Source organism: Bradyrhizobium sp. AZCC 1693 (assembly GCF_036924745.1).
In the GTDB taxonomy this organism is placed as follows: Bacteria; Pseudomonadota; Alphaproteobacteria; order Rhizobiales; family Xanthobacteraceae; genus Bradyrhizobium.
This window is the reverse complement of record NZ_JAZHSD010000001.1, coordinates 2,042,843-2,055,991: the sequence shown is the minus strand read 5'-3', so window position 1 is coordinate 2,055,991 and position 13,149 is coordinate 2,042,843. Positions and strand designations below refer to the sequence as shown.

Sequence of the window (13,149 nt, the reverse complement as noted above, 5' to 3'; positions counted from 1 at the left end):
AGGCGCGTCCGAAAGTAGGGGAAAGCGCCGGCCCTTGCTCAGAGCTACTTATCCCAAACCCCGGCATGCACCGCCGCTGCCTCGTCCTCGAGCAGCGGTCCGACCACCTCGGTCGATCGCTGGCCGCGGCCAAAAACTTCCCGGCACGGCAGATCAAGCGTCGGATTTTCCGGATGGTTGCCGGTGAGATCCCGCAGCCGATGTTCGCTCAGCCCGTAGACCACGCGGCCGATGCCGGCCCAATAGATCGCGCCGGCGCACATCGCGCAGGGCTCGGCGGATGAATACAGCGTAGCGCTGCGCAGAGTGCCCGGATCGAGCGTGGTGCAAGCCTGCGTCGCCAGCAGCCGCTCGGCATGCGCAGTACCGTCATGGGCCTGCATATAGCTGTTCTCGGCCTCCAGCAGCAAATTGCCATCCCGGTCGACAAGAACAGCCCCAAAGGGATGGTTGCCGTGGGCCATGGCGCGGCGGGCGACATCGAACGAGTGGCGCAGGAAATGCGTGTCGCGTGCCGGCTGGTCGACTGGAACGTTGGCCATCAATGCCCCGCCATGTGTCGCCCGATTTCGGTGAGGTTGGCCTCGCTGGCGCGGGCCTCGTGAACGAACTTACCATGAAACATCACGATCAGACGATCCGACAATTCGAGCAGTTCGTCGAGATCCTCGCTGACCAAAAGCACCGCCGCGCCACGGTTGCGGGTCGCCATGATCTCGGCGTGGATCTGGGCGACGGCGGCGAAATCGAGCCCGAAGCAGGGATTGGCGGCGATCAGCACCTCGACCTCGCCGCCGAGTTCCCGCGCCAACACCGCGCGCTGCACATTGCCGCCCGAAAGTGCCGAGATTGGCGTGTCCGGCGTGCGGGTCTTGATCTTGTATAGCCCGATCTTGCGCTCGGCATCCTTGCGGAAGGCTGACCGGTTGAGCCACCAGCCGCTTTTGGCAAACGGCGCACGGTCGAATTCACGGAACGCGATGTTGTCGGCGACGCTCATGCCGCCGACGCAGGCGTTCTTCAAGGGCTCCTCGGGGAGCAGCGACATCTTGTGCCGGCGCATCTCTTCGCGGCTTGCGTGATAGAGATCGCCGCGGACGCGGACCTCGCCGCTTTCGGCCTCGCGCTGGCCGGCCAGCACTTCGACAAGCTGCCGCTGGCCGTTGCCGGAGACGCCCGCAATGCCGACGATCTCGCCGCCGCGCACGGTGAGCGATACGTCGTGGACGGCGATCGCCCCGGCATCGTCGAGCGCGGTGAGCTTGCTGAGTTCAAGCCGGGTTTCCCCGACTTCGCCGACCCGTGGCGGCTGCACCGTCAGTTGCTCGGCGCCGATCATGGTGCGGGCCATATCGTCAGGCGTGAGATCCGCGACCTTGCCGTGCCCGGCAAGTTTGCCCCGGCGCAGGATGGTTACGTCGTCGGCAAAGGCCATCACTTCACGGAATTTGTGCGTGATCATCAGGATGGTGAGATCGCTCGCCACGACCATGGCGCGCAGCATGCCCAGCACCTCGTCGGCTTCGCCCGGCGTCAGCACCGATGTCGGCTCGTCGAGGATGAGAAAGCGCCGCTTCAAATAAAGCTGCTTGAGGATCTCGCACTTTTGGCGCTCGCCGGCCGAAATGTCGGACACCTTTGCGTTGAGCGGCACCTTGAACGGCATCCGCGCCAAAAACGCTTCCAGCGCCTTCTTTTCCTTTGACCAGTCGACGATCGCAGGCACGTCGTCGCGCGCCAGCACCAGGTTTTCGGCGACCGTCATTGCCGGCACCAGCGTGAAGTGCTGGTAGACCATGCCGAGCCCGAGCGCGTGCGCGTCCTTGGGGTTGGCAATCGCCTGTTCGCGGCCGCCCACCAGAATGTCGCCCTCGCTCGGGTGGTAGTAGCCCATGATGCATTTCACCAGTGTGCTCTTGCCGGCGCCGTTCTCGCCGAGCAATGCATGGAACGAGCCCGGCCTAACCTTGAGTTCGACGTTATCGAGCGCGGTGAAGTCGCCGAACCGCATGGTCATGGCGATGGCGTCGACGCCGAGCGCCCCGCTGGGTAACGGCGTCTCGCCGATAATCACGACAGCGCTCCGATCAGCGCCGCTGACGTCGCGACCGCGCCGAACACGCCGCCCTGCATCTTGATCATTTTCAGCGCGTGGTCGTGGTTGCTCTTGTCGGTCGCGGCACAGCAATCCTCGATCAGGACGCATTCGAAGCCGCGATCGTTGGCTTCCCGCATCGTGGTATGGACGCAGACGTCGGTGGTGATGCCTGTCAGTACGATATTCTCGATGCCGCGCAGCCGCAGCATCAGCTCGAGGTCGGTGGCGCAGAACGATCCCTTGCCGGGCTTGTCGATGATGGGTTCGCTTGGCAGCGGCGCAAGATCGGGAATGATCTCCCAGCCGGGTTCGCCGCGCACCAGCACGCGGCCGCATGGGCCGGGATCGCCGATCCCGGCGCCGATCTGCCGCGAGCGCCACTGCTTGTTGGCGGGCAGGTCGGTGAGATCAGGCCGATGTCCTTCGCGGGTGTGGATGATGTGAAAACCTTGCCCGCGCATGACGGCGAGCAGCCGCTTGATCGGTTCTATCGGCGCGCGGGTCAGCGACAGGTCGTATCCCATCTTGTCGACATAGCCGCCGACGCCGCAGAAATCGGTCTGCATGTCGATGATGATGAGCGCAGTGTTTTGCGGGCGCAGATCGCCATTATAGGGCCACGCGTAGGGTTCGGATTTGATATAGCGCTCGGGCATGGTTCGCTCCCGCCTATCGGGTGATGGACAGTTCGGCCGGCGCGCCGGTCAACGTGCGCTTCGGCGAACAGGTGATGATCATGATCGCCAGCGTCAGGATGTACGGCGCGGCGTTGAACAGGTGATAGCCGGAGGTGACGCCGACCGATTGCAGCGCGGGCCCAAGGGCGGCCGCACCGCCGAACGCGAGCGACGCCCACAGGCACAGCATCGGATCCCATCGCGCGAAGATCACCAGCGCTACCGCGGTGATGCCTTGTCCTGAGGAGAGGCCCTCGTTCCAGCTTCCAGGATAAAACAGCGACAGGAACGAACCGCCGATGCCGGCGAGAAAGCCGCCGACCATGGTGGCGCGCAGCCGAATCCACAGCACGGAATAACCCATGGCGCGCGCGGCATCAGAGCTTTCCCCGGCGGTGCGGATCAACAGGCCCCAGCGTGTGGTTCGGAACGCCCAAAACAAAATCGGCGCGATCGCCACCCCGATCAGGAACAGCACATTGATCCGGAGCGCCGCTCGCACCTGGGGAATGTCGCTCCACCAGCCGAAATCAATCGCCGGCAGGCGCGCGGCGGTCGGTTCGATCAACGTTTTGCCGAGATAGAACGCCAGCCCGGTGCCGAAAAGCATCAGTGCGATACCGACGGCAATGTCGTTCACCCGCGGCAGCGAGCAAATGCCGGCATGGAGCGCGCCGAGCAGGGCGCCCGTGATGCCGGCCGCCAGCACGCCAAGCCAGGGCGAGCCCGAGAGATAGGAGATGCCGTAGGCGCTCATCGCGCCCATGATCAGCGTGCCCTCGAGGCCGAGATTGATGCGACCGGAGCGTTCGGTGATGCATTCGCCGAGGCTGACGAACAGAAACGGCGTGGAGACGCGGATCGCACCGCCGAACACGGCGAGCGGCACCGTCCAGAGCCCGATCGATCCATCCGCCATGTCAGGACTTTCCTTTCAGAAAGCCGATGCGGCCGTACAGCGCGTCGCTGGCGAGCACAAAGACGAAGATGATGCCCTGCAGGACCAGCACCGACGCGTCAGGCAGACCGAGCCGGCGCTGCAGCAGGCCGCCGCTGGCGCTGATGCCGCCAAGCAGGATCGCGACGGGGATGATCGCGAGCGGATTGTGTCGCGCGAGGAAGGCTACGAGGATGCCGGTAAAGCCGTAGCCGGCGGCGAGATTGGCGTTGGTGCGGCCCTGGACGGCGGCGACTTCGACCATGCCCGCGAGCCCGGCCGCGCCGCCGGCGAGGAAACACACCGACAGGATCAGTTTGCCGACGCCGAGCCCGACGATCTTTGCGGCGCGGATGTTGCCGCCGGCCACCCGTGCGGCGAAGCCGAACACGGTGTGATAGATCAGGATGTAGGATGCGACCGCCGCGAAAAGGCCGAAGACCAGGCCCCAATGGATGTCGGTGCCAGGGATCGTGCCGATCATGTTGGCGGCGCCGATTTCCCGCGTCGAAGGCTTGTTGAGGCTGGCGGAGTCCCGCATCGCGCCCTCGACCAGATGATTGAGGATCGCAAGGCCAATGTAAACCAGAAGCAAACTGGAAATCGTTTCGTTGACGCCACGATACTGCCGAAGCGCCCCCGCAAGCGTGATCCAGAGACCGCCGCCGACTACACCGGCGCAAACCATCGCGATCTGCACGACTAGCGGCGGCGCCCATGGCATGGCCAGTGCCACCGAAGTGGCCGACAGTGCGCCGATCAGCAGCGCGCCTTCACCGCCGATGATGACCATGCCGAGCTGCGCGGGCAGCGCGGTGCATAGCGCCGTCAGGATCAGGGGCGCGGCGCGCGTCAGCGTATTCTGCCAGGAGAACCAGGTTCCAAACGCGCCCTGGTACATGTAGAAATACAGATCGAGCGGGTTCTTGCCGAACAAGGCCACGAAGATGCCGAATACGGCGAGCGCGCCGACCAGCGCCGCGCCGGGTATCAGGATGTATTCGATGGTCGCACCGTAGCGTTGGAGGAAGCCGGCATCGGCGGCCGGAGCAACTCCGACCGCTTCCACCGGATCAGCCGTGTCAGTGGTCACGAAGTCGCTCCGAGCACGCCCTCGACCAGATAGTCCATCTTCTCCAGCTCAGGATCCTTCTGGCCGCGATCAGTGCCGGCGGTAATGACCGCCTTGCCCTTGTTGTCCATGATCGGGCCCTTGAAGATGGTGTAGCCCTCGGCGGACAGGAACTTTGCCTTGATGTCGTCGGCGTGCTTGCGTGCTTCAACCGAGACCGCCTCGCCATAGGGCGAGCATTTCACGATCTCTTCCTTGAGGCCGCCGCGATAGAAGTTCGGAATTGCTTCGCCGGCGGCGATCATCTTGACGAACTTTGGATACAGCGCCTCCCAGTTCCACTCCGCGCCCGTGAGGTAGGCTTTCGGCGCGAGCGGCGACTGGTTGACGTGATAGCCGCAAACCATCGCGCCGCGGCGGGCGGCATTCTCGACCATCGTCTTCGGGCCGTCGACATGGCAGGTAAGAACATCGACGCCCTGGTCGATCAGACTGTTGGTGGCTTCGGCTTCCTTGACCGGCATTGACCAGTCGCCGGTGAAGATCACCTGCGTGGTCGCCTTCGGGTTGGCGAGCCTGGCGCCCAGCGTGAAAGCGTTGATATTGCGCAGCACCTGCGGGATCGGTTTCGCCGCGACGAAGCCGAGTTTGCCGCTCTTGGTCGAATAGCCGGCGACAATGCCCGAGATGTATTGTGCCTCGTCGATATAGCCAAAATAGCTGCCGGCATTCGTGGGATCCTTGTCGCTCCACAACCCGCCGCAATGCTCGAAGCGCAGTTTTGGAAACTTCTTGGCCATCTTGATCATGTGCGGGTTGTAGTATCCGAACGATGTCGGGAAGAGCAGGGAGACGCCGTCGAGATTGATCATCGACTCCATGGTCTTTTCGACCGCGTCGGTTTCCGGGACTTTCTCTTCCTCGACCACCTTGAGGCCGGGTAGCTTCTTCAGCGCCGCAGCACCTTGCGCATGTGCCTGGTTGTAGCCGTAGTCGTCGCGCGACCCGACATAGATGAAGCCGATCGTGGTATCGGCTGCCAGCGCCGAACGCGCACCAAGCACCGAACCAAGCGTCAGCGCCGCGCCGCCTTGCAACAAATGCCGTCGAGAAATCCTGCCAAAATCCATTGCCTGCTCCCTCTGGGCGCGTGGGTCGCCCGCTATTGCGCAGCCGCGCCGAAACGGCGGAGCTCAGGAGGGATGTCGCAATGTTCGTGCCAGAGATTTCTCAGTGAACATTTCGTTGTAACTGTTTGAAATCATTTCGATATAGTCGATAGATTGAATCTTGTGCAGCAAGTTGGTTGCCTAAACGGAAGGCATTATTGTCGAATTGTATGCAAGGTCGTTGAGCAATCACAGCCGAATTGGCTGGTCAGGCGAACACCAGATAGCTCGTCGCTCACGGCATCCACGTCTCACCCAACCAGACTCTGCATCCCTGAGACTTGCGGTTTCGCGGGACGCCCCGCTGACCTTCAGATCAAAGGTGGGCGAACCGAGATAGGCGGTGAAGTGCGCCCTGGTGAAATAAGGGGAGAGTTATTGCCCATTTCTTGAGTATATGCTCTGGTTGGATCGGGAAAACTTGCGATGATCAGGCCCGAGCTCATCATTTTCGACTGCGACGGCGTACTGGTCGATAGCGAGGTGCTGAGTTGTCGCTGTCTCTCCGACACGTTGGCGGGATACGGCATCAGCCTTGACGTCGATCAGGCGCTTGATCTGTTCCTTGGACGAAACCTGACCGCAGTCTTCGAACATTATGAAGCGTTGGGACGTTTGATTCCCGAGCAATTTGCGGCCGAGCTGAGGGCGGGGGTTCGAGCTGCTTTTCTCTCGTCGCTTAGCCCAATCGAAGGGGTGAACTCTGTACTGCAAGACTTGCAAATCCCGCATTGTGTTGCCTCGTCCAGCGATGTCGACCGGGTGTCCTTCTCGCTCTCATTGACCGGCCTCACGCCGCATTTCGACACGCGTCTCTATACCTCACAAATGGTGAAACGCGGCAAACCGGCGCCCGACCTCTTCCTCTACGCAGCCGAGAGGATGCAGATAGATCCAGGTCGTACCCTCGTGATCGAGGACAGCGTCAGCGGCGTCAAGGCGGGCAAGGCTGCCGGCATGACCGTTTGGGGATTTGTCGGAGGCAGCCACTATCAATCGCGTGACGGCAAGGCCATTCTGCGCGAAGCGGGGGCCGATCGCGTGTTCGGACGAATGGCGGAATTCTGGACGGATCGGCAAGGAGACTGATGGCAGCATCCGATAACGAGAAGTCGCGTCTGGACGAAGCCGCGCGGGCAGGCTGGCTCTATTTCATTGCCGGTCACACCCAGGACGAGATTGCCAAAATGCTTCAGGTTTCGCGCGCCTCCGCGCAGCGCCTGGTTTCGCTGTGCCTTGCCGAACGCCTGATTACCTTCCGCCTCGAGCACCCGATCGCTGCATGCATGGAATTAGCGGCACGCCTGAAAGATTTGTTTCATCTCGCCTACTGCGAAGTCGTGCCGACCGACCCCGCCGCGCCGCTGTCGGCCGCTGGAATTGCCGAGCGCGCCGCCAACATCCTGGAATCGACGTTGCGGGCCGAGAAGCCGACGATCGTGGCGCTTGGCACCGGGAGAGCGGTGCGGGCTGCCGTCGAGCGCGTGTCTCCAATCGATTGTCCGAACCATCAGATCGTGTCGCTGGTCGGAAACATTTCGGCCGACGGCTCGGCCAGCTTCTTCGACACCGTCGGCCGTCTCGCCGACCGGACCAAGGCGCGGCACTATCCGATGCCGCTGCCGTTTCTGATGTCGTCCGAGCGCGAGCGCGACCAGATGCTCAAGATAGATCCGATCGCCAGGGTGAGAGCGGTCGCCGCCAAGGCCGACCTGCGGCTTGTCGGGATCGGGCAGATGGATCGGCAGGCGCAAGTCCATGTTGACGGTTTCGTCTCGCGCGAAGAGCTGCTTGAGATGATGCGGCTGGGCGCCGTTGGCGAACTGATCGGCTGGGCATTCGACGAGGAGGGGCGCCTCATCAAGGGCGGGACGAACCTTCGCCTCACCAGCATTCCACCGCAGGTACCTGCCGAGGCCCTGACCATCGGAGCGGCGGTCGGTCGTGCCAAGGTTTCGGCCATCAGGGCGGCGCTGAAGGGGCGGCTCCTCAACGGGCTGATCACCGACGAGGCGACGGCGGGCGCGATCCTCAAAACGTAGCTAGCTGACCGGGCTTTCGGCCTCGTCGCGCGCGGGTCTCCCGCCGCCGATTCGGGCATGCGGGCCCATCGAACCATGTCCGCCAGTTCTTGCGAGTTCGTACAGAAGTGCGATTCCGATCCTTGACAACCCCCGGACTCGGTGTGAACATAATTGCAAGGCGTGGGCATATGCTCAATGTCAATAAGGGAGGTTACCGTGAAGCACGTCCTCAGCGCCCTCTTGGGCGCGGCTACCTTGTTGGGCGCAGCCCCTTCCATCGCACAGACAACCCTGACCATCGCCACCGTGAACAATGGCGACATGATCCGGATGCAGGCGCTGACCGGCGAATTCACCGCCAAAAACCCTGATATCACCGTCAAATGGGTGACCCTCGAAGAGAACGTGCTGCGCCAGCGCGTCACCACCGACATCGCGACCAAGGGCGGACAGTTCGATGTGCTGACCATCGGCACCTATGAGGTTCCGATCTGGGCCAAGAAGAACTGGCTCGTTCCGCTCGACAATCTCGGACCCGACTATGACACCGCGGACCTGCTTCCCAAGATCCGCGACGCCGTCTCGGCATCGGGCAAGCTGTACGCCGCACCGTTCTACGGCGAGAGTTCGATGGTCATGTACCGCACCGACCTGTTCCAGAAGGCCGGCTTGTCGATGCCGGAAAAACCGACCTGGGATTTCGTGATCGATGCGGCCAAGAAGCTCACCGATAAATCCGAAGGCGTGTATGGCATCTGCCTGAGAGGTAAGGCGGGCTGGGGCGAAAACATGGCGTTCCTGACCGCGATGTCGAACTCGTTCGGCGCGCGCTGGTTCGATGAGAAGTGGCAGCCGCAATTCGACAAGCCGGAATGGAAGAAGACGCTCTCGACCTATGTCGATCTGATGAAAGCTGCGGGTCCTCCCGGCGCCAGCTCGAACGGCTTCAATGAAAACCTCGCGCTGTTCAACTCCGGCAAATGCGCGATGTGGATCGATGCCACGGTGGCCGCCTCCTTTGTCACCAACCCCAAGGATTCCAAGGTGGCCGACAAGGTGGGCTTCGCGCTTGCGCCGAATGCGGGGCTCGGCAAGAACGCCAACTGGCTGTGGGCATGGAATCTCGCGATCCCCGCGGGTTCGAAGAAGACGGCCGCCGCCGAGAAGTTCATCGCCTGGGCGACCAGCAAGGATTACACCAAGCTCGTTGCCTCGAAGGAGGGATGGGCCAACGTACCGCCCGGCACGCGAACATCGCTCTATCAGAACCCGGAATATCTGAAGGTCGCGCCGTTTGCCAAGCTGACGCTGGCATCGATCGATGCCGCCGATCCGAACAAGCCGAGTGTGCAGCCGGTGCCGTATGTCGGCGTGCAATACGCGGCGATTCCGGAATTCCAGGGTATTGGCACCAGCGTCGGCCAGCAATTCTCGGCGGCGTTGGCCGGTTCCTCGACGGTGGACGCCGCACTCGCAGCCGCGCAAACAGCCACCGAACGCGAAATGAAGCGCGCCGGTTATATCAAATAGCGCGCCGCGCCAATCTTGGCTGCCGACCGGCCCGGCACGGACGGCAGCCACCTTCAAGAGATAGCAGGAGGCGGCGATGGCGACGCAGCAAACCCAGGTCCTTGGAAGGGCTCTGCTGACGCCGGCCGTCGCATTGCTGTTCATCTGGATGATCGTCCCGCTCGTCATGACGATCTATTTCTCGACGCTGCGCTATAGCCTCCTCGATTCGGAAACCTGGGGCTTCGTCGGGCTGGAGAACTTTCGATACTTTCTCACTGACCCCGCTTTTCTGACCGCACTACGAAACACGCTTGTGCTGGTCGGATCGGTGCTCGCAATCACCATCCTGCTCGGCACGCCGCTGGCGCTGTTGCTCGATCAGCAGGTGATCGGGCGCAGCATCGTCCGCTTGATGGTGATCGCACCATTCTTCGTGATGCCGACCGTGAGCGCGCTGGTCTGGAAGAACCTCTTGATGCATCCGGTGTCCGGACTGTTCGCCTGGGTCGCGACGCTCGTGGGCGCAACGCCGATCGACTGGTTCAATGATGCGCCTTTGCTCGCGGTAATCCTGATCGTGGCCTGGCAATGGCTGCCGTTTGCCACCCTGATCTTGCTGACGGCGCTGCAGTCCCAGGACGAAGAGCAGAAGGAAGCCGCCGAGATGGACGGGGCGAGCGCGCTTTCCACCTTCATCTATCTCACCTTGCCGCACCTCGCGCGGCCGATCACCGTGGTCATCCTGATCGAAACGATATTCCTGCTGACCGTGTTCGCCGAAATCTTTGTCACGACCGGCGGCGGCCCCGGCCTGGCGACCACCAATATCGCGTTCCTGATCTACTCGCAGGCGCTGGTCCAGTACGACGTCGGCAACGCCTCGGCCGGTGGACTGGTCGCGGTCGTGATCGCCAATGTCGTGGCCTTCTTCCTGGTGCGGATCGTCGGGCGGAATCTGGAGGCGTAAGCGATGGCACGCAAGGTGACGGCGAGACGCATATGGGTGTCCACGGCGGCGGCGTGGTTGTTCGGATTTCTGATTTTCCTGCCCATCCTGTGGATGGTGCTGACGAGCTTCAAGACCGAGCTCGAGGCGTTCTCGATGCCGCCAAAATTCCTGTTGTTTCACTGGACCACCGAGAATTACGCGACGGTGCAGGAGCGCAGTGACTACGTTCATCATGCGGTCAATTCGATCCTCATTGCCGGCGGGTCGACGCTGATTGCGATGATCATTGCCATTCCGGCAGCCTGGTCGATGGCGTTCGCGCCGACCAGGCGCACCAAGGACGTCCTGCTCTGGATGCTTTCGACCAAGATGATGCCGTCGGTCGGCGTGCTGGTTCCGATCTATCTGATCTTCCGCGATTTCGGGCTGCTCGATACGCGCGCCGGTCTCGTGATGATTCTTTGCCTCGGCAATCTGCCGATCGTGATCTGGATGCTCTTCACTTACTTCAAGGAAATCCCGAAAGACATTCTCGAAGCGGCGCGGATGGATGGGGCGACCATCGGGCGCGAGCTCGTCTATGTGCTGACGCCGATGGCTGTCCCGGGCCTCGCTTCGACGCTGCTGCTTAATTTCATCCTGGCGTGGAACGAGGCGTTCTGGACGCTGAACCTTTCGACGCTGGAGGCAGCGCCGCTCACAACGTTCATCGCATCCTATTCGAGTCCCGAAGGCCTGTTCTGGGCAAAACTGTCGGCCGCCTCGACGCTCGCCATTGCGCCGATCATCATCCTCGGATGGTTCACGCAACGGCAGCTTGTCCGCGGACTGACCTTCGGCGCCGTCAAATAGCAGGGGAACAGAGATCATGGGCCAGATAACGCTGCAGGGGGTCCGGAAATCGTTCGGGCCGGTCAACATCATCAAGGATGCCAATCTGGATATCGAGGACGGCTCCTTCGTTGTTTTCGTCGGGCCGTCCGGCTGCGGGAAGACGACGCTCTTGCGCCTGATCGCCGGATTGGAGGATGTCACCGGCGGGCAAATCCTGATCGACGGCAAGAATGTGGTGGACGTGCCGCCGGCCAAGCGCGGGCTGTCCATGGTGTTCCAATCCTATGCGCTCTATCCGCATATGAGCGTCCGCGGCAACATCGCGTTCGGCCTGAAGATGGCCGGCCTGCCGCGCCCGGATATCGACCGCAAGGTGGAGGCAGCGGCCGCTACCTTGAACCTCACGCCCTATCTCGATCGAAAGCCGCGGGAGCTATCCGGTGGACAGCGTCAGCGCGTCGCGATCGGACGCGCGATTGTGCGCGAGCCGAAGGCATTTTTGTTCGACGAGCCCTTGTCGAATCTCGATGCGGCACTCCGCGTTCAAATGCGGCTTGAAGTGACGAAACTGCAAAAGCAGCTCGCGACCACCGCCATCTACGTCACCCATGACCAGGTCGAGGCCATGACGATGGCCGACAAGATCGTCGTGCTGAACGCCGGCCATATCGAACAATACGGCTCGCCACTCGAATTGTACGAACGTCCGGCAAACCTGTTCGTCGCCGGCTTCATCGGATCGCCAAAGATGAATTTTGTATCCGGCGAGGCGGCAGGCGAGCCCGGCGTCGCCACGCTCGGCGTCAGGCCTGAGCACCTGAGGATCGGCAAGGAGGGAGAGGGTTGGCCCGGTACCGTGTCGGTCGCCGAGCATCTGGGCAGCGATACCTTTCTCTATGTGGACGCCGGCAAGCTCGGAATACTCACGGCGCGTTGTATCGGAGAATTCAATCTCAAGGCCGGCGACCGCGTATGGCTTTCGCCCGATTCAACCCGGCTGCACCGCTTCGACAAGAACGGCGCGGTAATCGGGGGCTGATGGCGCGCGACGCGCCGCGATAAGCAAACAGGAAGAATAAGACGATGTATCTGGAAAAATTCAAACTTGACCGAAAAACGGCCTTGGTGACGGGCGCCGGCCAGGGTATCGGGCTTGCCTGCGCGGAGGCGCTGGCGGAGGCGGGAGCGAAGGTCGTCATCGCGGATCGCGACCCCCAACTTGCCGCGGCCGGTTGCGCGAGTCTGAAAGCAAAGGGCCTGGATGCCGAGATCGTTATCATGGATGTGACAGACTCGCGCCGCGTTTCCGAGGTCGCCGACGAACTGGCGTCCCGCCACGGTGGCATCGATATCCTGGTCAATAATGCAGGCATTGCGCGGAGCGAGACGCCGGCCGAGAAAGTCGCCGACGAACATTGGTTGAACGTCGTTGACGTCAATCTCAACGGCACGTTCTGGTGCTGCCGCGCTTTCGGCAAGCATATGCTCGGTGCAAAATCTGGTTCCATTGTGAACATCGGGTCGATGTCCGGATTCATCGTCAACAAGCCGCAAGAGCAGTGTTACTACAACGCCTCGAAGGCCGCGGTGCACCATCTCACCAAGTCGCTCGCCGCCGAATGGGGCGCTCGCGGCGTCCGTGTCAACGCCGTGGCGCCGACTTATATCACAACCCCCCTCAACGCATTCGTCAAAAGCAACCCGCGGATGTACGATGCTTGGATCGGCGGTACGCCGATGGCCCGGATGGGAGAGGTGGACGAAATCGCGTCCGTCGTCCTGTTTCTGGCGTCCGATGCCGCCAGCCTGATGACCGGGAGTGTTGTCCTCGTTGACGGGGGCTATACGTGCTGGTGAGCTGGCGCTGAACTGAAGCG

At 62.2% G+C, this 13,149-nt stretch carries 13 protein-coding genes; 7 read left to right on the top strand and 6 right to left on the bottom strand.

The window, feature by feature from the left end; translation table 11 throughout:
* Positions 1-44 precede the first annotated feature (44 nt).
* The 6 genes from V1293_RS10110 to V1293_RS10085 are packed head-to-tail and all read right to left on the bottom strand — an operon-like array spanning position 45 to position 5,914.
* The gene (locus V1293_RS10110) at positions 45-542 is read right to left on the bottom strand and encodes a nucleoside deaminase (RefSeq protein WP_334509002.1); all 498 of its coding nucleotides are present in this window, start codon (positions 540-542) and stop codon (positions 45-47) included.
* Entirely contained in the window at positions 542-2,074 is a 1,533-nt protein-coding gene (locus tag V1293_RS10105; RefSeq protein WP_334509000.1) for an ABC transporter ATP-binding protein, read from the bottom strand. The genes V1293_RS10110 and V1293_RS10105 overlap by 1 nt, the downstream gene beginning before the upstream one ends.
* Complete coding sequence (gene biuH / locus V1293_RS10100) at positions 2,071-2,754, bottom strand: biuret amidohydrolase (RefSeq protein ID WP_334508998.1); 684 nt, start codon at positions 2,752-2,754, stop codon at positions 2,071-2,073. Before biuH ends, V1293_RS10105 begins: the two co-directional genes overlap by 4 nt.
* Before the next feature lie 13 nt (positions 2,755-2,767).
* Positions 2,768-3,694: an ABC transporter permease gene (locus V1293_RS10095; protein WP_334508996.1), complete on the bottom strand. Its 927-nt coding sequence runs from the start codon at positions 3,692-3,694 to the stop codon at positions 2,768-2,770.
* A gap of 1 nt (position 3,695) precedes the next feature.
* Complete coding sequence (locus V1293_RS10090; RefSeq protein WP_334508994.1) at positions 3,696-4,805, bottom strand: ABC transporter permease; 1,110 nt, start codon at positions 4,803-4,805, stop codon at positions 3,696-3,698.
* On the bottom strand, positions 4,802-5,914 hold the full coding sequence (locus V1293_RS10085) for a BMP family ABC transporter substrate-binding protein (RefSeq protein ID WP_334508992.1): 1,113 nt from the start codon (positions 5,912-5,914) through the stop codon (positions 4,802-4,804). Before V1293_RS10085 ends, V1293_RS10090 begins: the two co-directional genes overlap by 4 nt.
* Before the next feature lie 465 nt (positions 5,915-6,379).
* Between V1293_RS10085 and V1293_RS10080 the strand changes: the two genes are divergently transcribed.
* The 7 genes from V1293_RS10080 to V1293_RS10050 all read left to right on the top strand — a co-directional run bounded on the left by V1293_RS10080 (position 6,380) and on the right by V1293_RS10050 (position 13,129).
* Positions 6,380-7,042, top strand: a complete 663-nt coding sequence (locus tag V1293_RS10080) for an HAD family hydrolase (RefSeq protein WP_334508989.1) — start codon at positions 6,380-6,382, stop codon at positions 7,040-7,042.
* Positions 7,042-7,995 (top strand): sugar-binding transcriptional regulator, encoded by a 954-nt coding sequence (locus V1293_RS10075; RefSeq protein ID WP_334508988.1) that lies wholly within the window; start codon positions 7,042-7,044, stop codon positions 7,993-7,995. Before V1293_RS10080 ends, V1293_RS10075 begins: the two co-directional genes overlap by 1 nt.
* Positions 7,996-8,193: 198 nt before the next feature.
* Complete coding sequence (locus V1293_RS10070; protein WP_334508987.1) at positions 8,194-9,507, top strand: ABC transporter substrate-binding protein; 1,314 nt, start codon at positions 8,194-8,196, stop codon at positions 9,505-9,507.
* A 76-nt stretch (positions 9,508-9,583) separates the two neighbouring features.
* Positions 9,584-10,456 (top strand): carbohydrate ABC transporter permease, encoded by an 873-nt coding sequence (locus V1293_RS10065; RefSeq protein ID WP_334508985.1) that lies wholly within the window; start codon positions 9,584-9,586, stop codon positions 10,454-10,456.
* A gap of 3 nt (positions 10,457-10,459) precedes the next feature.
* Complete coding sequence (locus tag V1293_RS10060) at positions 10,460-11,290, top strand: carbohydrate ABC transporter permease (protein WP_334508983.1); 831 nt, start codon at positions 10,460-10,462, stop codon at positions 11,288-11,290.
* Positions 11,291-11,306: 16 nt separating this feature from the next.
* Entirely contained in the window at positions 11,307-12,311 is a 1,005-nt protein-coding gene (locus tag V1293_RS10055) for an ABC transporter ATP-binding protein (protein ID WP_334508981.1), read from the top strand.
* Between the two features lie 44 nt (positions 12,312-12,355).
* On the top strand, positions 12,356-13,129 hold the full coding sequence (locus V1293_RS10050) for an SDR family NAD(P)-dependent oxidoreductase (protein WP_334508979.1): 774 nt from the start codon (positions 12,356-12,358) through the stop codon (positions 13,127-13,129).
* The last annotated feature ends 20 nt before the right edge of the window (positions 13,130-13,149 follow it).

Bases quoted from the DNA above. Each gene is read 5' to 3' on its own strand.
- V1293_RS10050 (WP_334508979.1), top strand. From the start codon at position 12,356: ATGTATCTGGAAAAATTCAAACTTGACCGAAAAACGGCCTTGGTGACG.
- V1293_RS10055 (WP_334508981.1), top strand. From the start codon at position 11,307: ATGGGCCAGATAACGCTGCAGGGGGTCCGGAAATCGTTCGGGCCGGTC.
- V1293_RS10095 (WP_334508996.1), bottom strand. From the start codon at position 3,694: ATGGCGGATGGATCGATCGGGCTCTGGACGGTGCCGCTCGCCGTGTTC.
- V1293_RS10075 (WP_334508988.1), top strand. From the start codon at position 7,042: ATGGCAGCATCCGATAACGAGAAGTCGCGTCTGGACGAAGCCGCGCGG.
- biuH (WP_334508998.1), bottom strand. From the start codon at position 2,754: ATGCCCGAGCGCTATATCAAATCCGAACCCTACGCGTGGCCCTATAAT.
- V1293_RS10060 (WP_334508983.1), top strand. From the start codon at position 10,460: ATGGCACGCAAGGTGACGGCGAGACGCATATGGGTGTCCACGGCGGCG.
- V1293_RS10065 (WP_334508985.1), top strand. From the start codon at position 9,584: ATGGCGACGCAGCAAACCCAGGTCCTTGGAAGGGCTCTGCTGACGCCG.
- V1293_RS10110 (WP_334509002.1), bottom strand. From the start codon at position 542: ATGGCCAACGTTCCAGTCGACCAGCCGGCACGCGACACGCATTTCCTG.
- V1293_RS10085 (WP_334508992.1), bottom strand. From the start codon at position 5,914: ATGGATTTTGGCAGGATTTCTCGACGGCATTTGTTGCAAGGCGGCGCG.
- V1293_RS10080 (WP_334508989.1), top strand. From the start codon at position 6,380: ATGATCAGGCCCGAGCTCATCATTTTCGACTGCGACGGCGTACTGGTC.